We start from the raw sequence: 18,173 nt of genomic DNA on the forward strand, positions 1-18,173 counted from the left end.
CATGGCACAAAAAATCATTGTGGGATGCCGCCTGCCACACGGTCTTAGCATCACGGTTGATGGCGTCCGCGTGACCTTTAGCGGTGCCAGTCGCGGCATTAAATCTGAAGAGGGGGTGTTTACGCCCTTCGGTGTGAATGGCTGTGGTATTACCCGTGATGTCGATGGCGAGTGGTTCGACACATTTTTGGGGCTTTACGCCGACGCGCCTTATGTCCAGAAGGGATTGATTTTTCAAATCAAGTCCGAAAACGCCATTCATGACACCACCCGTGAACGCAAAGGGGTAAAAACCGGCATGGAGCAGGTGGGGCCGAAAGACGGCGATGGTAAAGGTGCTGTCGTCACGGAGCGCGTGTAAATGGCGGCGGTCACGCTTGATATCCCCCGATTTCGGGCGTGGTATCCGCGCTTTGGCAACGTTACCAATGATGCCCTGGAACACCTTTTTGAGCTGGCCTGTATGGGGTTTGATAACAGCGATTTTTCGCTCGAATCAAACCTCGATAAACGCGAGCGCCTGCCGTATTTGCTGCTGGCCCACCTAGCCTATGGCCGCTATGGTGACGCGGACGGTCATGGTGGTGAGGGGGCTGTGGGACGTATCGGCAGCGCCAGCGAAGGCAGCGTCAGCGTCTCTTTTGATATTGGCGCTGGACTGCCCTTTGACGCCGTCTGGTATATGCAGAGCGAATATGGGCAACTCTTCTGGCAGCTGACCAAACCCTACCGGCTGTTTGCCTATTTCCCCGGCGAAACAGGAGGGGCACGTTGCGTAAGATGAAAGCCCTTCTTGACGCGCAGGAGAAGCAGCTTCAGTCACGCAGACTGAAAGTGGGCTTTGCCTCAGGCGCAACCTACCCTGATGGCACGTCGGTGCCGGTGGTGGCTTATACGAATGAGGTAGGACGACCGGAGAAAAGGCAGCCTCCACGCCCTTTTTTTCGTATTGCCATCGCTGAACATCAGGCGGACTGGGTGCGTACCTGTACTCGGGCGTTACGTGCCGGCGTAGACACCGATACAGCATTAAATCTGGTGGGCGAGCAGGCGGTTGCGGATGTGCAGGCCTCAATTCTGGCGCTGTCATCCCCACCATTGGCACAGAAGACCCTTTACCGGAGACGCACGCGACAAGCGCCGCCCAAAAACCTTAACGATGATCCTCTGGTTGATACACGTGTGATGTTAAACAGCGTCACGCACTGGGTAGGAGGCGAGGATGAACCTGCATAAGCTGGCCAGCCGGGCGATTGGCCGCGTCAATCCGTTTATTGAGGCGCGCGTACGTCGCGCGTCCGGGTGGACGGCATCACCCGGTGCCAGGCAGAAACCCCAATACCAGCCAGATCAGCGCGTCTCTATCCAGTTTCAGCCATTATCATCCGACGATCTGCAGCATGTTGACGGCCTGAATCTTCAGGGGATAGTGAAGTCCATTTACGTTGACGGCAATTTTTATGGGGCAGTACGCCGTGAGCAAATAGGCGGCGATCTGTTTCTTGTCAATGGCGAGACCTGGCTGGTTGAACAGGCAATAGAGCTGTGGCCGGACTGGTGCCGGCTCCTGGTCAGGAGGCAGGATGATGCAAGTGACCTTAACGCTGGATGATATCCTTGATGTGCTTCAGGCATTTCTGGTCGGCAACATCGGGATCGGTGAAGTCTGGTCGTCACAGGTTAACCGGGTCCCCATGCCCCATGGCGATGTCGCTATCATGACGCCGTTGTTCTTCAAGCGGCTAGGGACCACCTGGGCGACGAACCAGGATACCGGTAATACCGACAGCAGCACGGTGACGAAACACGTGCTACGCACCCTTGATGTTCAAATTGACCTTTACGGCCGTCATGCTGCTGAAAACGCGGTGATGCTGGAGACGCTGTTTCGTGATGGGTACGCCGTGGACGCTATCCATGCCCTTCATCCGGCCATAACGCCATTGTATGCCAGTGACGTTCATCAGAATGTGTTTAATACCGATGCACACCAGTACCTTGAGCGCTACATCGTCACCCTGACGATGCAGACCCAGATTGACATTATCATTCCGCAGGCGTTTTTTGACTGGGCGGCGGTATCGCCTTATCAGGCAGACCAAGAGACTTTAGCATGATCCCCTTACAACGCGATTTTTCTATTACCCCGGGCGTCATCAGTGCGGCAGGCACGGCGCTGGATATGACGGGCTTGTTGCTGACCGGCAATGACCTAGCCCCAACCGGTAGCGTACAGGCGTTTTCCACGCAGGCCGCCGTGGGTGACTATTTTGGCGCGGCGTCGGACGAATACACGGCAGCCGGACTCTATTTTAACGGTTACGACAACGCCACAACACGGGCGAGTACGCTACTGATAGGCCGCTTTGTGACTGACGAGGCCGGTGCGTCGGCCTGGTTGGTCTCGGGCAGTTTCAAGGGCCAGCCCGTGACGGCATTGCAAGCGGTGAGCGGTAAGCTCAAGCTGACGGTTGACGGCCAATCCGTGACCAGCAGTGATATCAATCTGAGTGCAGTGACCAGCTATGATGCGGCCGCCGCCGCCCTTGAAACGGCGATAGGCAACAAGGTGTCAGTCAAATGGTTATCGGTCCAGCAGCGTTTTCGCGTCAGCAGTGTAAAAGCGGGCGCAGACAGCACGATAATCTTTGCATCGGGGAGTGCTGCCGCGGCACTGAAATTGACCGCTGACAGCGGTGCAGCGTTGTCTCAGGGCGCTGCCCCCTCAGTGGTTGCCGACACGATGGATACCTTGACTCGAGCGCATCAGAACTGGGTATTGTTTACTACGCTGTTTGCGCCGACCACAGCACAAAGCCTGGCGTTTGCTGCCTGGGCGACGCAGCAGAACTACCGTTTTGGCTATATCGCCTGGGATAATACTTCGGCGGGAACGATAGCCAATAACCCCGACTGTCTGGCGCATCAGATAATGACGGTGAACGGCTATCAAAACGTTGCCATGATGTACGGCGATTACCGCTATGCCATGACGGCGCTGGCGTATGCGGGCTCACTGAATTTTGACGCCACCAATGGCCGCGTCTCCTATAAATTCCGCGCGTTCTCGGGTCTACCTGCGAATGTCACCGATGGCACCCTCGCCGATGCGCTGGCGTCAAACGGTTACACCTATTACGGTACGTTCGGGGCGAACAATATCGTCTATCACTATGCCTCAGACGGGGCCATCAGTGGTGCGTTTAAATGGCTCGATACCTTTCTGTGCCAGGTGTGGATCAACGCCAACCTGCTCGGGGCTTTCGCCACTGTTTTCACACAGAACCAATCGTTTCCCTTTAATGAAAAGGGGTATACCGCCTTGCGGGCCTGTGTGATTGATGTGGCGCAAAAAGCCCTGAACTTTGGTGCGATCCGCACCGGGATCACGCTGGACGCCTCACAGCGCCAGCAGGTGAATAATGCCGTCGGTAAAGAGATTAGTAACACGCTTTATGCTGAGGGATGGTACCTGGCTATCCCGCCACAGAGTGCCACGAACCGCACCGAGCGCAAATTAACCGGGGCAGTCTTTTTCTATACTGACGGTAGCCTTATCCAGCATATCCGCCTCGCCTCTCTCGACGTTATGTAAGGATAATTCATGCTTACGAATATTACCAGTGCCAATAGCGCACTGCGCATTGTGGTGCCCGAGTTTTACCCAGGGGGCTTCGATGTAGACGATTACGCCGCTGACAGCATGTTTGAAACCGCCGCGCTTGAAATGGCTGAAGATCTGATGTCCGCGGACGGCAAGTACCACGCCGGTTTTGTCTTCAATCCGACCGAGTTGACGCTCAGCTTGACGCCGACCTCGTCAGCCGCGACGCGGTTTGATAACTGGTATGCCGCCCAGCGCGCCGCTATCACGATCTTCGCCTGTAATGCCATCTTGTCCATACCGGCCCTGGAAGCCAAATACAGCTTCGTTAACGGGGTGCTGTATTCCTGGCCCCCAGCCCCAGTAGGGCAACGTATTCTTGGCGCGCGCCAGGCCGTTTTTCATTTTGAGTCGGTGACCCGGAGTGCCCTGTAATGCGAAAAACACATGAGTATGTCGTGAAAGAGCAAAACCGTGATGCGGGCAAGGTGTTTATCATCACCGAAATGTCCGCCGTGGCGGGCGAAGATTTGGCTGAAGAGATGTTCAGAGTCATGGGCCAGTCACGTTTTTACAGCATTCCGCCCGAGGTGGTGCAGATGGGCACGGCGGGGTTGGCGACAGTCGGCCTGGCGGCCCTTGCCAATGCAGATCGTGAGGCGGCCAGGCTTATCAGCCAGCGACTGTTGTCCACGGTGAAAATACGGATTGAGCATGAGGGCAAGGTGATAGAGCGGGCGCTAGATCCTGATAATGATTTTGAGGAGATTTCTACCCTGCGCGCGCTTAAAGATAACGTTTTCAGGCTCAATTTCGATTTTTTAACCGTCGCCGCCGAATCGACTACCCCTGCCTGAGAGACGGCGGCAGTCCCTCGTCACTGGTCACGACCCGCAATATCTCCCCGCATATCGCTGCCGTGGTGCGTTCAGGTAAAGCGCGCTTGATTGAGCTGCAGCGGGATTACAGCGTGAAAGATCTGTGGGATTTTTTGGAAATGATAGCGGTGGAAAGCCATAACCACGCTGCCTGGCAGCATTACAGCGAGGTCAACCATGGACGTCGATGAGTATGTCTATGTCTACCGGGTAGACGCCCGCGATTTTCTTAACAACAAAAAGAAAATCGTCATTGCCCTGGATGATCTGGATAAACACTTGGTACACAGTGGAAAACAGGTCAGTGTGCTCAGTAAAAAGGTGGCCGCCAGTGGGCGGGAGGGGGTCAACGCCTTTTCTGCGCTATCCAAGGCGGCGTTGGGTTTCTTTGGCGCTTCCCTGACGCTTGGCGGCATAACGGGCCTGCTGGGCGGCATGTCGCGCACCCTGACCCAGCTGGGAAATCAGTCTGCCTTATCTGGCTATCCCGGCACAACGCCTTGATGGGCTGTCTCGTGCCGCAGAAGCCGCCGGCAGCAGTACCGGCGCATTGATGACGCAGCTAAAAAACCTGCGCGATTCACAGGCATGGCTACGTGCCGGTATTACGGATGTCAATGACTATACGCTGGCGTTATCACAGCTACAGGGCGTCACCGGGGTAGACATTATCGGTGCGACATCGCCCGATGAGGCCTTCGCGCGTGTTGGCCAGGCATTGCGATCGCTCAAAAACGCCGATCTGCGTCTGCAATACGCTAACCGGCTCGGACTCGACGCGGGCTTGCAACGCAGCATTAACGACCAGACATTTGACCGTAACGCCAGCACATTTACCCGCAATTCACGTTTGACCCCCACGCTGATTGCCCAGGCACAACGGGTCAATGCCCAGCTCGAAGATCTGAAGCAACAGATGGGTATTTTAAGCCTGCAGGCGTACGACGCCATTATCCCGATAGCCGAAGCGCTGATGCCCATACTGAAAGACCTGATTAAATATGTTGCCGATCATGGCGATGATATTGCGGCCTTTTTCAAATCAGGGGCGGCAGGCATCCAGAACTTTACGGCGGCGGTCGGCGGTGCGGAAAATGCCATGAAGCTGCTGCTAGCAGCCTGGGTAGCGGTCAAAGCAAAAGGATTATTGACGGGTGGCGCGGCGGGAGCGGCTGGCAGGGCAGGGGCCCTCGGAGCGGCCCTCACGGCAACCGGCGCGTATGTGACCACCGCATCGGGCGTGGAGGTGTGGGAGCGACTCAAGGCATTAAAAGACGGACGACATTATGGCGGGATCGCCACACAAAGCGAAGAGATGCGTGAGCTTGCACGGCTGAAGCGTCACAATCTGGCGGTAAACAGCGCTCAGGTTGAACAGCATGCACAGTCTGCTCGCCTATCGAGGGGGATCCGCAACAACAATCCCGGCAACATTGAGTTTAGGGGGCAGCAGGGGGCGACGGGGAGTGATGGGCGCTATGCCATCTTCGAGACACCCTACACGGGGATCAAGGCGCTATCGGGACAGTTGATGCGCTATTACAGCGGACAAACCACCGGGCGGCCATTGCGCACCGTTAACGATATTATCTCTACGTGGGCACCGGCCGGTGAAAATAATACCGCCGCCTATATTACGCAGGTCTCCAAGGCGCTGGGTGTTGAGGCGCATACGCGACTTGACCTTAATGATAACGCCGTGATGCAAAAACTGGTGTCGGCCATTATTCGGCATGAAAACGGCACTAACCCTTATGACGCATTGACCCTTGCCAAGGCGGTAGCAGACAGTCGTACCGACAATCCGCAGATGGCAGCGTACTACCCGCAGCAGCAACGCGCTCTCCAACAGGCGCAGACGGTCAATCATAGCCAGCGTGTCAGCCATACCGTAACGGAAAATCATATTCAGAACGTGAATGTGACGACGAACACGGCACAGGCTGATGTGCTGCTCGAGCAGATACAGCAAAAGGCGCGCCAATCGCAGCTGACCGCGCCGTATATCAGCGGCGTCATGCCGTAAAGGGGGCCCTATGGCGTTCGTTAATCGCAATATACTGAATATCAATGCCGCCACCCTGTTCAATGCCTTGGGCGGTGGCAGTCCACTCAGTATCATCAACAGTATCGTCGGGGCGTCTTACCGTATTCTAAAGCATAAGACGTCAGAAAACGCATTAAGGTTTGATGGCGTCGTGGCGCTGCAGCCCACCAAAGGGGCAAGCATTCTTACTGCACCCGTGGCCCAAGGCCAGTACGGTGCCTTCAACAAGATCCAGTCGCCCGGCAAGCTGACAGTCAGGGTGGCGATTAACGGCTTTACCGGATATGCCTGCTCAATACCAAATCTGGCTAACCTGACGCTGACCAGCCAAAGAGATATCCTGGCGGCCATCGACGACATGATCGCCAATACCGATCTGTACGATATTGAAACACCGAAAGAAACGTTTGTCAGCTATGATCTGGTGGGCAAGGACTACAGCGTGACGGCAAGAAACGGCGTCACCTTGCTGGTCGTGGATCTATTTTTTCAGGAAGTGATACAGGCGACCGAGGTCGTGCTGTCCTCCCCGGCGACGCGTAACCGCCCTGCCGCCAATGCCACGGCGAAGAGTGCCAGTGCGGTCACTGAATCGGTACCCGGTAATACCCGCAGTGTGAGTTTGGATACAGTGAAAGCGGTACGGACATCACAGGCACGCAGCGGGCAGCCTGTTCCCGCGCCGGGCTTTACCAGCGCACTCAAGACAGTCGGGCAATCGCCGCAGGCGGTCGGTAGCGCCACCGGTAACGCCCTTCGTCAAGATATTCACGCTATCGCGCAAGGACTTTTCTGATGCTGGAGATGTCACTTAGCCCCCTGAAGGCCCAGCAGTTTACTGTGGGGCTGGCGGGGCAATCCTGCCTTATCCGCCTGTTTCAAATGCCCAACGGCCTTTATCTGGATTTGACGGTAGAGGGCAAGCCGTTGCTTCAGGGGATCCCCTGCCTGAATATGAGCCGTCTGGTGCGATATGGTTATCTGGGCTTTGCCGGTGACCTGTTTTTTTCAGACCGGGAAGGGACGGAGGATCCGGTTTGGTCACAGCTGGGCGATCGCTTCCGGCTTTTTTATCTGACGGCGGATGAACTGAATGTATGAGCATAAAACATTAAGTGTGCGTTTTACGCTGACTCAGGGGGCTTTCGATAACCACAATACCGATGAAATTACCCTGAGCAACGTCAAGGCGCAGGTGATCATGCGCGCCTGTACCGGAATACAGGGTTTTACCGCCGAGATCACCCTGCGCGGGTTGTCGCTAACACTCTTGTCGATGCTCTCCAGCAAGGGGCAAGGTATCTATACTGGCTCACCGGACACGCTGCGGATCGGCCTTTATCATAAAGACGGGCAGATTTTTCAGGGAGGCATTGTGTCGGCGTGGGCGGATATGAATGCCGCTCCAGAGCCGGCCCTTCACCTCTATGCGGTGGCCGCGCTGGCGGCAAGACAGCGGGCGGCGGCCCCCTTTACCCATCAGGACGCAGTGAAACTGACCCGTATGCTGAGCGCCATCGCCCGTGCCGCCGGTATGGGGGTGGATCTGCACGATGTGTCCGGTGTGGCCAATAATCCCTATTACGAGGGCAGCCCCTTTGAGCAACTGATCCATATCTGTCTCGATTACCGCCTCAGCGCCTTTGTGGATGAGCAGAATACGTTTCATGCCTGGGTAAAACAACGTGATGGCCTGCGTCCGCACATCAGCCCGGCACATGGCCTGATTGGTTACCCGGTCTTTACCCCCCGCGGGATCCTGTTTAATACCGTCTACTCCCCGATGCTGAGTGTGGGCAGGGCGGTTTATCTTGAGACTGAATTACCGAATGCCACAGGCAACTACATTATTTTTGCCGCCGATCATGTGCTGACCACCTGGAGCGAAGGCGGGGTGTGGCAAACGGTCTGCCAGGCAACCAAGGAGAGTGTCACCGATGACAACGCCGTATATCAGCGCGGAATACAGCAATAGCGATGCGGGCAGTATTGAATTTATGATTGAAAAAATGCTGTCCGGCAAGGTGTTTATTGAGCTGGCGTGCGTCAATGCCTGTGATCCGGCGGCACAAACTGTCGATGTGACCCCGCTGGTTAACCGCGCCGATCCCGAGGGCAAACCGATAACGCACGGCACGGTCTACGGTGTCCGTTTCCTGCGCTGGCAATGTGGCGGGAGTGCTATCATCATGAACCCGGAGCCGGGGGATATCGGGCTGTTTGCCGTCTGTGACCGGGATATCAGCCTGGTTGTCGCCAACCGCAGGGGGGCGTTGGCGGGTAGCCAGCGTCGCCACTCGCGCACGGACGGTGTTTATCTGGGCGGTCTGCTGAATGCCTTTCCAACGCAATATCTGGAGCTGGCGAAAAACGCGATCAATATCGTTACCCCCAATCCGGTCAATGTTTCTTGCCACCATGCCACCCTCAAGGCCCCGGAAGGGGTGACCATTGATACGCCGCTCGCGGCCTTCACGGGGGATATCGTTGACCATGCCGGCAGTAATAGCGTGTCGCTCAAAGACTTGCGCGACCATTTTAATGCCCACCGGCACGACGTACAGGGTGTGGAGAGCGGCAGCAGTCGCGTCACGTCTGCACCGCCCGATATTCCGACGGAGTAAGCATGCTAACACAATCACTGAAATTGAATTCACAGACGTGGGATATCACGCTGGACGGGGCCGGTCATCTTGCCACGGTGTCCGAGGCGGCCGCAGTGGCACAGGACGTGGCGAGCGCCTGTAAAACGTTTTTAGGCGAGGTGTGGTTCAATGACAAGCTTGGCATACCGTGGATGAGTGAAATACTGGGTAAGCCCACCACGACCACCTTTATCCAGGCGCAGCTTGAACAACAGGCGATGAGACTGCCCTACGGGGCGCTGGCCAGAGCCACAGTAATAGCCCATCGTGATAAGCGCGGGGCCAGCGGCGTTATCGCGGTGGTCGATACGCATGGAGAAAGCAGCCAGGTGTCTTTATGAACGAGAAAACCTTAACGACTGCGGTACCGGGCGTCACGCTCACCTCAGCGGGTCTGGCTATTCCCGATATTGCCGATGTGCTGGCGGGTCGCCTGGCGGATTTTGATGCTGCGCTGGGCGGTGGCATGAGTCGCGAACTGACTACACCACAGGGGCAGATAGCCAGCAGCGAAGCGGAAATCATTGCCGAGGTGTATGACCGGCTGCTGTGCCTGTTTAACCAGATTAACCCGGATTATGCCGCCGGGCGTTTTCAGGATGGCATCGGGCGGCTTTATTTTCTGACGCGCATTGCCGGACGGGGCACCCTGGTGACGGCGACCTGTAGTGGCGCGGTGGGGGCGGTCATTCCCGCGGGCAGTCTGGCGCAAGATACGCGCGGCTATCAGTATGTTGCGGTCAATGCTGCCACCCTGCCCGCGAGCGGCAGCGCTGAGGTGCTGTTTCAGAATACGACCCAGGGGCCGATCCCCTGTGGTGCCGGGGAGTTAATCCAGATTTACCGGGCAGTACCGGGTTGGTCGGCCATCACGAATCACGCCGCGGGCGTGTTGGGCAATGAGGTCGAAGGCCGTACGGCGTTTGAAGCGCGCCGGCGTCGTTCTGTCGCCGCGAATGCACGCAATCTGGATGTGTCTCTTCAGGCGGCGCTCTTGGCGGTGCCCGGCGTGACCGACGCCTATGTCTGGTCAAATCGCAAGAGCGAGGCCGTGACAAGGGGTGCGACGGGATTTTCCGTGGCCCCGCATTCGGTCTACATTGGTGTTTATGGCGGTGCACAGGCCGATATTGCCCAGGCTATTTTCAACAACAAGGCACCCGGTTGTGAGATGAACGGCGATACGCATTACACCGTTCAGCATACCGAGGGCTACAGCCCACCATATCCCGAATACGCCTTGCAGTGGCAGACGGCAAAGCCCACCACGGTGTCTTTTCGGGTGACGCTGCAAAATCAGCGCACAGAGCTGCCCGCCGATACCGATAGTCGTATCCAGCAGGCGATTATCAAGACCTTTACCGGGCAGGACGATATCAACGCCGCCGCGACCATCGGGGCGCTTATCCCTGCCGGGCGGTTTTATGCCGGTGTGGCGGCGGTTGACCCGGTCAGGCTGAATATTGCAGTGATAGAGTTATCGCTGGACGCTCAGCACTGGTCGTCGGGGGTGACGCTGGGCATTGACCAGGTGCCGGTGACGTCAGAGACGGCTATTCAGGTGGTGACGGCATGAACTACCTGAAGACGATACAGGCGCAGTATGCGGCATCACCGGCATTAAATGCTGTGATAGCCACCTTTGAGCAGGCCGTCAGTCTCGAGCGCTTTACCGACACCTTTTTAACGGCGGTATGGGACATCGAGACGGCACAAACCTATGGTCTGGATATCTGGGGAAAAATTGTCGGCGTGTCGCGCTATCTGACGGTGGAAGATACCCCGGATTATCTGGGCTTTGACGAGGCTGAAATTACCACCATTGACGGTTACCCGCAGCCGTTCGATGTGTCACCGTTTTACGCCGGGCTACAACCCTCATCGGTGGTCAGATTAACCGATGACGCCTACCGCAAGCTGATACGGGCAAAAGCCTTTAGCAATATTACCGATGCCACCATCCCGTCGATTAACCGCTTTTTGCGCATTCTGTTTACTGACCGGGGCAAGGTGTACTGCACCGACGGGCGGGATATGACCATGAACATTGTGTTCGAGTTTCCGCCGACGCCGTCTGACCTGGCGATACTGAAAACGCTGGCAGTGATGCCGGTCCCGAGCGGGGTAGAGGTGAGATTTATCATTGCGCCGACGCCCAATCTGGGCTTTGCGGCAGACACCTATCCGATGGATGAGGGCACATTTTACTGAATGACCTGCGACATGCAGGTTTTTTTATGGGAGTTTACATGAAATCCAGCCATACCCCCACCAAACACGCGATACCGTTCGGGCAGAACGGCAACAAGCGTGATATCCCGCAGGACACCAAAACCGGCAGCGGTGAGGCCTCGTTGAGTCTGGGCTTTCCGCCTGAAACGATGGTGCCCAAAGTCTCAGGTGGCATTCCGCCCAGCGGCAAGGACTTTAACGGTATCCTCAATGAGCTCTCGGCGATGGGGCGCTGGGCCAATGCCGGGGCGGGCTACCCGTTTGATGCGGCGTTTGCCAAAGCCATCGGCGGTTACCCCGCCGGTGCGAAAATTCCGAACGCGGAGAACAGCGGCTTCTGGCTGAACACCGTCGATAACAATCTGGATAATCCCGAGGTGACAGACGGCCGGCTTACAGGCTGGGTACCGGCAGAAAACTACGGTATTGCCACGCTATCCGGGTTGTCAAAAGCGGATGTAACGCTGACTGCATTGCAGGCAGCTAAAGCGCGTATCGTGCTCTCTGGCGACCTGAAGGCCAATGTAGCGGTTATCTTCCCCGCGTGGCAAAAGAGCTGGACGGGGGTGAATCAATGTACGGGCAGTGGCTCGCTGATTTGTCGTACGAAAGCGGGGGTGGGCGTTGTGGTGCCCAAGGGTGAGTCGAGAGAGATTGTTGGCGACGGCAGTGGCCTTGTGCAGCGTATCGTAAATGCAAGCACAACAGTTGCGGGCATTACCCAACTCAGCAGCGCCACAGACAGCGAGACGCTGACTGCGACACCAAAAGCTGTTAAGGCGATAGCTGATACTCTCAGCGGTGGCCGTCTGCTGAATATCCAGTCCTTCACCCACAGCGGCACCTATACCCCCATACCGGGGACACGGAAAGTCCGCGTGAAATGCTGGGGCGCAGGCGGAGGCGGTGCGGGCATGTCCAAACAAAATCGGGGTTCGGTGTCCGGCGCGGGCCGGAGCCTATGCCGAAGCGTTACTGGATGCAACGTCGCTTTCGTCCGTGAGCATTGAAGTGGGTACTGGCGGCGCCGCCGCGCCCGCCGGCGTTTCACAGGATGGCGGCAATGGCGGTAGGTCGTCTTTTGGTACGCAGGTCACCTGTGGCGGCGGCGCAGGCGGTATAGTTGGGCAAGGTTTAGCCAAAGGCGGCGAGCCCTCAGGTGGAAACGTAATGATGGTCGGAGGGCAAGCCGGACAAGGTGGCACTTATACATCAGATATATTAAGTAATGGTGTTGGCGGGGCATCTTTTGGAGGTTATAACGCTTTACCACACGTTTCATTAAAAGGTGATGATGGATCTTTTCCGGGAGGAGGTGGAGCTATAGGGTCATACGTTAATGATGATACCCAGTATGCTGCCGGGAAAGGTGGAGATGGTTTCATTATTTTAGAGGAATATTCATGATGAAAGATACAGGCTCGTATGCTTTGATACCAGAGGGTAGCAATCGAGTTGAAAATATTATTGTCGCCAGCGATGATTATCAACGCAAAGGCTATTACACCATCCGCTATGACGATACTATCTTTTGTCAGCCAGGAATGTTTTATGATAAAAAAAGTGGTATTTTTTATGATGATAAAAGCTTTACAAAAATAAATAAAATTAGTGTTGTTGAAAGGGGTCACTGACCCCTTTGTCGATTAGGTAGACTTGAAACTTTATCTCAGACTTTTTGTTTTTATTTTCTATATTTTCGCTGGTAAATCTTATGAGTTCTTTTATCTTTTTAAGCTTGCAATTTTTGTATTGCCATAATCCTACGCCATTAAGTCCATAACTATTATTTTCCTCTGTTTTGTAATCTATTTCAGGTATAATATAATTGTTTTTGTAGGATGAAATAAAGTATGGTGATGCGACAAACTCAAATGCATTATACATATTTTCTGCTGATTTTATGTCCTCTATTTTTTCAAGTATTGCTACTTTTTTGTAATCTGAGGAAATAAACACTTTCCCATCAGGGAAAAAGTAAATTTCTTGCATGTTTTGAAAATCTTGAGAGACCGGTATTCTTTTTACTTCTGTCAATTCTTTGTTGTTTTTTGTAACAAGGATTTCTGGTGTTGATTTTGATGAAACATAGTATATGAACACATCATGAATCGTAAATGATCTTATTTCAAAATGATTATCATTAGCAGAAAGCGAATATGGAAGCTTTACATGTGAATCTATCTTTGCTTTGTCATCCTTTATCGATATACGCCAAAAATCTCCGGTTGTTGCCGACAATAACATAAATTGATTACGTTCTTTGTCAAAAATTGTTCTATGAGTACGCCTTCCTAAGTTATCTATAGATGTGACTTCTTTGAAATCCTTCCCTTCAAAAGTGTAGAATACTATTCTACCATGTTCAGTATCTTCAGTTGCCCAATATTTTCTCCCATCATATGCCAGAGTATGAGATGAAAATTTGTTCTCCATTGTTTTCCAGTTCGATAAGTTTTCATCTAATTTATCATTCCACAGGATTCTACTATGCCAGCAATCAACTAGAAACCATTTATTATCGATATTAACCATGTATGTTGGCGCATAAACAGTATTTATCCATAAATTCTCTGATATTTTTTTTCTTATTTCATTTTTTGACTTTTCAAAATCTTGATTAAATTCATGGCTAGAATGCAGAGCGGATACTACTGAAGAGGCAATAAGACGTCCAGCATCTACACTGCTCTTCCAGTGGACACCACAAATAATTCCATATTCACCGATTTTATATCCTCGTTTTAGTATTTCCTCTTTTCTTTCTGGATATATTTCAGATAGTATCAAGGCAAGTGCCCAACCAGTAGCAGAGTGACCAGATGGATAATCACCATTTTTTTTAAGAGAATTTTCTTTTTCTGGTGTGCATGAATGAGTGTTAAAGTATACGAAAGGCCGCTGTCTGTTGTAGTACTGTTTTGTGTTTTTTACCACCTGGCTATTAATCAAGGCAACAACAGAACGTAATAGCTCCACTGTCTTAGGTGTGTTTTCCTCAGTTATCTTGAAGCCTACTGCATCTGAAAATAATTCATCAATGTTATTCGAATCAGTGATTTCTATGGCCTCATTCCAATCTGATTTTTTTGATGCGATTTCTGGGCGAACATACACACTTTTATCTGCATTGAACGCTGCGCTTTTTTCTTTTGGTGGAGGTGGTAAGATATAAAGGCTATTAGGAATTTGTTCGCTAGACAGATAAGTGTTGGCAAAGCTTAAGTTACTTATCAGTAGTGTTAATAACGTTATTCTCTTCTTCAATTTTATTTTTTCCTATCTCTAAATAGAGTGAGAGCGCAACCTTTAGCAAGACAGATATCGATAGTAAAAATTAATGCTAGAGAATCTACTAACTCAACAAATCATCCAGCTCAAGGTCGGAGAGACCGGTAAACTGTTTCACCGCACTCCGAGTTAGGCCACTGTTGAGCATATGTTGGGCGATCTTGAGCGAGGCAAGCTTTTCACCTTTTTCTATGCCTTTCTGCTCGCCAAGCTGGATGCCTTCTTGACGCCCGAGTTGGATGCCCTTCTGGATGCCCTTAGCTTCAAGCTGCTCTGCAATGGTCATGATGTCCTCCCGGTAGTCTGTTGCTTTGGTGGCGATATGCTGTAGGAATTGCGCCTCATCCGAAGTATTTCCGCGTTCTGCAATATAGTACATCAGGCTACGGAACTGCTCTTTCGGTATCGCCCATAGATTCAGCAACCGAGCGATATCAGCGGCTAGTTCTAACATGTCCCGAGTTCGGATGTGCTTCTGCACTAACTCTAGCAGAGCTACCCGCCGATGAGACAGTATTTCATCATCCGGCATAGCAGTGATATCAACCAGCGGGAATGCTTGCCTGTAGACTGATTCTGCCTGTTCAGGGTCAGCAAAGCAATCCAGCCATTGGGTGCTGTACGGATACGGCGACGTGGTGCCGTGGTAGAACAGCAACGGAATCACCACCGGCAAAGAGTCATTACCTTGCTCAAGGTGCCGCTGCATCGCGGCGACGGCATACCGCATCAGGCGAAACGCCATCAGCTTTTCCGGTCGGCTCTGGTGCTCGACAAGGCAGTAGACGTAACCATCATGGCCCGTCGTGGTCTTCATTGAATATAGCATGTCCGAGCATTGGTTCTTAAGGTCGTCTTCGATGAAGCTGCCCGATTCCATCGCCAGAGTGCTGAAAGTGCACCGCTCCCGCAGATGTGGCGGCAGATGAATTTCCAGAAAGTCCCCGAGCGACGGCGATATCGCCGAGAAACTTTTTGAACAGGGCGTCGTGTTGGGATAGTGAGGATTTTGTCATCGGTGGAGTATACCTTGCTCAGGTTGCGGTATGCCATCGAAATCCCCGGCCTTCAGGGCGGGGAGCAGTCAACGCAAAATATCATCAACACGAATCAATCCATTTCTGCTCAAATATTCCATAGCACGGGAATGTAACTTGCTGTCTGGTCTTGCATTTCTAAGTGAGTGGGCTAATCGCTTAACCCACATTGTCAATTCGTCCACTTGATTAGCGCTTTTCACTAGCGCAAGAGCCATATTTTCGACATTTTCACTAGTACAGACTCGTCCCCGGTTTTCTGCGTGAATTGTGTCGAATGGCTTGTAATTTGCATTCCTGCATAGTTCCACTATTTCCTGCAGGAATTCTCTGGTCAATGTTGATTCACTCAATGCTTATCTCCTTAACATCCTGCCCGCTGAGAGCGGTTTTTTTGTGCCTGAAAAACGTAAGCCCCGACTGTTACAAGCAGTGCGGGGCTTTTTCATGTCTGGTTTTGGTATCGATACTACGGTCAAGGAGGTCGTGCGTGAATTATAAACGAATTTTGCTGAGGTTGACTATGAAAAATGGTGAATTAATTTTCTTCATCACTCAGGCCGTGCATTTGAGTTCCTGTGCGCGGAAACGCTCGTTTAAAGGCTCTGTCGAATTCTGTTTTGTTCCTTGAGCTTGATAGTATGCCTACCACCTGCCATAAGTGTGCCCTAAATATAGGCATACCTACGTTCTCTGTTAGGAACTGGAACATCTTATATCTCCGCTTGCCATTGGCATATACAACAGGGTTCTGCTCATCAAGCATATCCAAAACAGCGCCTTTACTTAACGCTAACGGCTCGTATATATATTTTCGGGTAAATTTTCCGAAGAACTGAGGGTGACGCACTGGGGTCTTCTGCGTCAATCCGTAGAGGCGATAGAAACCATCCGTAAATTGTTTCGGAAATTCTTTTGAGTATTCTTTGACCTGTTCTCTGATAAAATCCTGGAATAAGGTGCGGTATTCGTCTTGACGCTTTTCGTCTATATGACCTGTAGCCTCATCGACAAGGGCAACAATGCCCACCTCTGCAAGACCTCTCATCACAATATCAGCCTGAACTGAAATCGGTATTTGAGAAGGTAGAAGAGTATTGCCATTATCTCTCATTTTGAGATAAACGTTGCAAATCTTTGGCAGCAAAGACGCCTCAATACCGTATGCTGGTGAGGCCCCTTTGTTGCTTTTGAAAAGTCGGCGCCGGGCAAGACCTTCCAATAATTCGTTATTAATGAATGGTTTAATGTTTTTTGCTGAAAGAAAAACAGGTAAATAGGCGCAATCTGGATTATTTTTCATTCTCTTCCAGTGTGATCCACCTCGCTTACCGCCAAATGCCTTGGTTATAGCTCTTTCTGAAAGCACTCGCGATCCATCTTCCAGAACGGCACACTGTATGGTCATATCACCTATTGTTATGTTGCCAGCTTTCTTAGCAACCTCTACGCCATCGTCAGTTTCCCATCTTGCTGCCGCTGCTTTTTTTGCAATCTCAGTACGTTGTTCCTGTGTTAGGGACTCTGCACGGGCTACCCCACCTTTAGCTCTCCCCATGCATTCTTTCTTTTCTGTTACCACAAGCAAGCACCATTTTTAAAAAACATGCTTGCATGGTAACTGCCCTATTTGAGTTTAGCAAGTACGTTTATAATTTTTATGCTTGCAGCTGTGTAGATATTTTAAGAAAGCCACCTTCCCCGGCCCTCAACGAGCCGGGGTTGTTGTCAGTGCCTCTGCGCGAACTGGCCGAGCTCGGACTTATGCCAGCGAGTCAGGGTATCGGTGAGCATGAAGGTGTTGCTCTGGCTGGCTTCAAGAAGCAAGCTATCGATTTCACCCATCACGCTATCTACATTCTCCCGCTTGCGCACCAGTTGACGAATGGTTCGCCTCTCGGCCTCTACCATAGCAGATTGCAGGCGTTCTATAACAGCCCATATGCGTTCGCATTCTCGGGCGATATGCGGGATGTGACGGACTTCCATCGGCTGGGGTGAGGGAAGTCCTGTGACTTCGCGCTGGGCGTACCAAATGCCGTTACTCCATGCCTGCTTGAAGCGGAAGTTATGGCTCATGTGCCAAATCAGGCGGGCGAGGTTGGAGGTATCGCTAGCGGTGAAGAGTTCGTGGGATTCTGGCTTGTAAACGGGATGTTCGTATTTGCCGGTCTTGCGGATTGATGGAAGCACCTCACTCGTTACCCACTTGCGAAAGCGATGGGGCAGAGTGCCTTGCTTCACTGCGTCGCGGCAGCGTAGTACCAAGGTGAACATGCCGGATTCGGATATTAGGCAAATGCTCTGAGCGCCCATTCCTGCCTGACTATCGGTTAAACCTAAAGTCGTCTTTTCATCAAAATCCAGCTTGTATAAAGCATCCGTGACATTGGCTATTTTTAGTGCTGAGCACACATCTGTAGCAACGAACCAAAGCTC

Annotated in this window: 24 protein-coding genes and 1 pseudogene; 21 read left to right on the top strand and 4 right to left on the bottom strand. The window is 52.6% G+C overall.

The window, feature by feature from the left end:
- Position 1 precedes the first annotated feature (1 nt).
- From ACMX3H_RS10560 to ACMX3H_RS10660, 21 genes are all read left to right on the top strand, one after another.
- Positions 2–361: a hypothetical protein gene (locus tag ACMX3H_RS10560; RefSeq protein ID WP_415210794.1), complete on the top strand. Its 360-nt coding sequence runs from the start codon at positions 2–4 to the stop codon at positions 359–361.
- A complete protein-coding gene (locus ACMX3H_RS10565; RefSeq protein ID WP_415210795.1) occupies positions 362–784 on the top strand; it encodes a DUF4054 domain-containing protein in 423 nt (140 codons plus the stop codon).
- Entirely contained in the window at positions 781–1,236 is a 456-nt protein-coding gene (locus tag ACMX3H_RS10570) for a hypothetical protein (RefSeq protein WP_415210796.1), read from the top strand. Before ACMX3H_RS10565 ends, ACMX3H_RS10570 begins: the two co-directional genes overlap by 4 nt.
- The gene (locus ACMX3H_RS10575; protein ID WP_011410618.1) at positions 1,223–1,612 is read left to right on the top strand and encodes a hypothetical protein; all 390 of its coding nucleotides are present in this window, start codon (positions 1,223–1,225) and stop codon (positions 1,610–1,612) included. The genes ACMX3H_RS10570 and ACMX3H_RS10575 overlap by 14 nt, the downstream gene beginning before the upstream one ends.
- The gene (locus ACMX3H_RS10580) at positions 1,584–2,117 is read left to right on the top strand and encodes an LIC_12616 family protein (protein WP_415210797.1); all 534 of its coding nucleotides are present in this window, start codon (positions 1,584–1,586) and stop codon (positions 2,115–2,117) included. The genes ACMX3H_RS10575 and ACMX3H_RS10580 overlap by 29 nt, the downstream gene beginning before the upstream one ends.
- A complete protein-coding gene (locus tag ACMX3H_RS10585; RefSeq protein ID WP_415210798.1) occupies positions 2,114–3,595 on the top strand; it encodes a DUF3383 family protein in 1,482 nt (493 codons plus the stop codon). The genes ACMX3H_RS10580 and ACMX3H_RS10585 overlap by 4 nt, the downstream gene beginning before the upstream one ends.
- A gap of 9 nt (positions 3,596–3,604) precedes the next feature.
- The gene (locus tag ACMX3H_RS10590) at positions 3,605–4,039 is read left to right on the top strand and encodes a phage tail fiber protein (RefSeq protein WP_011410620.1); all 435 of its coding nucleotides are present in this window, start codon (positions 3,605–3,607) and stop codon (positions 4,037–4,039) included.
- Positions 4,039–4,461 carry a hypothetical protein gene (locus ACMX3H_RS10595; RefSeq protein ID WP_415210799.1) on the top strand — a complete coding sequence of 141 codons (423 nt, stop codon included), beginning with the start codon at positions 4,039–4,041 and terminating at the stop codon, positions 4,459–4,461. Before ACMX3H_RS10590 ends, ACMX3H_RS10595 begins: the two co-directional genes overlap by 1 nt.
- 86 nt (positions 4,462–4,547) lie before the next feature.
- Positions 4,548–4,673: a hypothetical protein gene (locus ACMX3H_RS10600; RefSeq protein WP_415210800.1), complete on the top strand. Its 126-nt coding sequence runs from the start codon at positions 4,548–4,550 to the stop codon at positions 4,671–4,673.
- Positions 4,660–4,986 carry a hypothetical protein gene (locus ACMX3H_RS10605; RefSeq protein ID WP_415210801.1) on the top strand — a complete coding sequence of 109 codons (327 nt, stop codon included), beginning with the start codon at positions 4,660–4,662 and terminating at the stop codon, positions 4,984–4,986. Before ACMX3H_RS10600 ends, ACMX3H_RS10605 begins: the two co-directional genes overlap by 14 nt.
- A 49-nt stretch (positions 4,987–5,035) precedes the next feature.
- On the top strand, positions 5,036–6,508 hold the full coding sequence (locus ACMX3H_RS10610; protein WP_415210802.1) for a hypothetical protein: 1,473 nt from the start codon (positions 5,036–5,038) through the stop codon (positions 6,506–6,508).
- Between the two features lie 10 nt (positions 6,509–6,518).
- Positions 6,519–7,325, top strand: a complete 807-nt coding sequence (locus ACMX3H_RS10615) for a hypothetical protein (protein ID WP_415210803.1) — start codon at positions 6,519–6,521, stop codon at positions 7,323–7,325.
- On the top strand, positions 7,325–7,630 hold the full coding sequence (locus ACMX3H_RS10620; protein WP_011410623.1) for a phage baseplate plug family protein: 306 nt from the start codon (positions 7,325–7,327) through the stop codon (positions 7,628–7,630). Before ACMX3H_RS10615 ends, ACMX3H_RS10620 begins: the two co-directional genes overlap by 1 nt.
- Positions 7,623–8,504: a baseplate hub protein gene (locus tag ACMX3H_RS10625; RefSeq protein WP_415210804.1), complete on the top strand. Its 882-nt coding sequence runs from the start codon at positions 7,623–7,625 to the stop codon at positions 8,502–8,504. Before ACMX3H_RS10620 ends, ACMX3H_RS10625 begins: the two co-directional genes overlap by 8 nt.
- Positions 8,467–9,153, top strand: a complete 687-nt coding sequence (locus tag ACMX3H_RS10630; RefSeq protein WP_415210805.1) for a phage baseplate protein — start codon at positions 8,467–8,469, stop codon at positions 9,151–9,153. Before ACMX3H_RS10625 ends, ACMX3H_RS10630 begins: the two co-directional genes overlap by 38 nt.
- 2 nt (positions 9,154–9,155) lie before the next feature.
- Positions 9,156–9,515 (top strand): hypothetical protein, encoded by a 360-nt coding sequence (locus ACMX3H_RS10635; protein ID WP_415210806.1) that lies wholly within the window; start codon positions 9,156–9,158, stop codon positions 9,513–9,515.
- On the top strand, positions 9,512–10,750 hold the full coding sequence (locus tag ACMX3H_RS10640; protein WP_415210807.1) for a baseplate J/gp47 family protein: 1,239 nt from the start codon (positions 9,512–9,514) through the stop codon (positions 10,748–10,750). The genes ACMX3H_RS10635 and ACMX3H_RS10640 overlap by 4 nt, the downstream gene beginning before the upstream one ends.
- On the top strand, positions 10,747–11,385 hold the full coding sequence (locus tag ACMX3H_RS10645) for a DUF2612 domain-containing protein (protein ID WP_415210808.1): 639 nt from the start codon (positions 10,747–10,749) through the stop codon (positions 11,383–11,385). The genes ACMX3H_RS10640 and ACMX3H_RS10645 overlap by 4 nt, the downstream gene beginning before the upstream one ends.
- Before the next feature lie 38 nt (positions 11,386–11,423).
- A complete protein-coding gene (locus ACMX3H_RS10650; protein WP_415210809.1) occupies positions 11,424–12,416 on the top strand; it encodes a phage tail protein in 993 nt (330 codons plus the stop codon).
- A gap of 160 nt (positions 12,417–12,576) precedes the next feature.
- Complete coding sequence (locus ACMX3H_RS10655; RefSeq protein ID WP_415210810.1) at positions 12,577–12,813, top strand: hypothetical protein; 237 nt, start codon at positions 12,577–12,579, stop codon at positions 12,811–12,813.
- Positions 12,810–13,040, top strand: coding sequence for a hypothetical protein (locus tag ACMX3H_RS10660; protein ID WP_415210811.1), 231 nt, complete (start codon positions 12,810–12,812; stop codon positions 13,038–13,040). Before ACMX3H_RS10655 ends, ACMX3H_RS10660 begins: the two co-directional genes overlap by 4 nt.
- On the opposite strand, the gene ACMX3H_RS10665 is transcribed toward ACMX3H_RS10660, so the two are convergent.
- From ACMX3H_RS10665 to ACMX3H_RS10680, 4 genes and pseudogenes are all read right to left on the bottom strand, one after another.
- Positions 13,015–14,673: an acid phosphatase gene (locus ACMX3H_RS10665; protein WP_415210812.1), complete on the bottom strand. Its 1,659-nt coding sequence runs from the start codon at positions 14,671–14,673 to the stop codon at positions 13,015–13,017. The two genes, ACMX3H_RS10660 and ACMX3H_RS10665, sit on opposite strands and share 26 nt — an antisense overlap.
- 88 nt (positions 14,674–14,761) lie before the next feature.
- Positions 14,762–15,713: pseudogene (locus ACMX3H_RS10670) on the bottom strand (Rpn family recombination-promoting nuclease/putative transposase).
- Between the two features lie 559 nt (positions 15,714–16,272).
- Entirely contained in the window at positions 16,273–17,316 is a 1,044-nt protein-coding gene (locus ACMX3H_RS10675) for a P63C domain-containing protein (RefSeq protein ID WP_415210813.1), read from the bottom strand.
- A 146-nt stretch (positions 17,317–17,462) separates the two neighbouring features.
- The coding region (locus ACMX3H_RS10680; protein ID WP_415210814.1) for a Bro-N domain-containing protein at positions 17,463–18,173 on the bottom strand (711 nt) is incomplete at its 5' end.

This window comes from Sodalis sp. (in: enterobacteria) (assembly GCF_047607725.1).
Taxonomy (GTDB): Bacteria; Pseudomonadota; Gammaproteobacteria; order Enterobacterales; family Enterobacteriaceae; genus JBLKSS01.

Excerpts from the sequence above, each read along its gene's own strand:
- ACMX3H_RS10560 (WP_415210794.1), top strand. The coding sequence starts at position 2 with ATGGCACAAAAAATCATTGTGGGATGCCGCCTGCCACACGGTCTTAGC.
- ACMX3H_RS10565 (WP_415210795.1), top strand. The coding sequence starts at position 362 with ATGGCGGCGGTCACGCTTGATATCCCCCGATTTCGGGCGTGGTATCCG.
- ACMX3H_RS10570 (WP_415210796.1), top strand. The coding sequence starts at position 781 with ATGAAAGCCCTTCTTGACGCGCAGGAGAAGCAGCTTCAGTCACGCAGA.
- ACMX3H_RS10575 (WP_011410618.1), top strand. The coding sequence starts at position 1,223 with ATGAACCTGCATAAGCTGGCCAGCCGGGCGATTGGCCGCGTCAATCCG.
- ACMX3H_RS10580 (WP_415210797.1), top strand. The coding sequence starts at position 1,584 with ATGATGCAAGTGACCTTAACGCTGGATGATATCCTTGATGTGCTTCAG.
- ACMX3H_RS10585 (WP_415210798.1), top strand. The coding sequence starts at position 2,114 with ATGATCCCCTTACAACGCGATTTTTCTATTACCCCGGGCGTCATCAGT.
- ACMX3H_RS10590 (WP_011410620.1), top strand. The coding sequence starts at position 3,605 with ATGCTTACGAATATTACCAGTGCCAATAGCGCACTGCGCATTGTGGTG.
- ACMX3H_RS10595 (WP_415210799.1), top strand. The coding sequence starts at position 4,039 with ATGCGAAAAACACATGAGTATGTCGTGAAAGAGCAAAACCGTGATGCG.
- ACMX3H_RS10605 (WP_415210801.1), top strand. The coding sequence starts at position 4,660 with ATGGACGTCGATGAGTATGTCTATGTCTACCGGGTAGACGCCCGCGAT.
- ACMX3H_RS10610 (WP_415210802.1), top strand. The coding sequence starts at position 5,036 with ATGACGCAGCTAAAAAACCTGCGCGATTCACAGGCATGGCTACGTGCC.
- ACMX3H_RS10615 (WP_415210803.1), top strand. The coding sequence starts at position 6,519 with ATGGCGTTCGTTAATCGCAATATACTGAATATCAATGCCGCCACCCTG.
- ACMX3H_RS10620 (WP_011410623.1), top strand. The coding sequence starts at position 7,325 with ATGCTGGAGATGTCACTTAGCCCCCTGAAGGCCCAGCAGTTTACTGTG.
- ACMX3H_RS10625 (WP_415210804.1), top strand. The coding sequence starts at position 7,623 with ATGTATGAGCATAAAACATTAAGTGTGCGTTTTACGCTGACTCAGGGG.
- ACMX3H_RS10630 (WP_415210805.1), top strand. The coding sequence starts at position 8,467 with ATGACAACGCCGTATATCAGCGCGGAATACAGCAATAGCGATGCGGGC.
- ACMX3H_RS10635 (WP_415210806.1), top strand. The coding sequence starts at position 9,156 with ATGCTAACACAATCACTGAAATTGAATTCACAGACGTGGGATATCACG.
- ACMX3H_RS10640 (WP_415210807.1), top strand. The coding sequence starts at position 9,512 with ATGAACGAGAAAACCTTAACGACTGCGGTACCGGGCGTCACGCTCACC.
- ACMX3H_RS10645 (WP_415210808.1), top strand. The coding sequence starts at position 10,747 with ATGAACTACCTGAAGACGATACAGGCGCAGTATGCGGCATCACCGGCA.
- ACMX3H_RS10650 (WP_415210809.1), top strand. The coding sequence starts at position 11,424 with ATGAAATCCAGCCATACCCCCACCAAACACGCGATACCGTTCGGGCAG.
- ACMX3H_RS10655 (WP_415210810.1), top strand. The coding sequence starts at position 12,577 with ATGATGGTCGGAGGGCAAGCCGGACAAGGTGGCACTTATACATCAGAT.
- ACMX3H_RS10660 (WP_415210811.1), top strand. The coding sequence starts at position 12,810 with ATGATGAAAGATACAGGCTCGTATGCTTTGATACCAGAGGGTAGCAAT.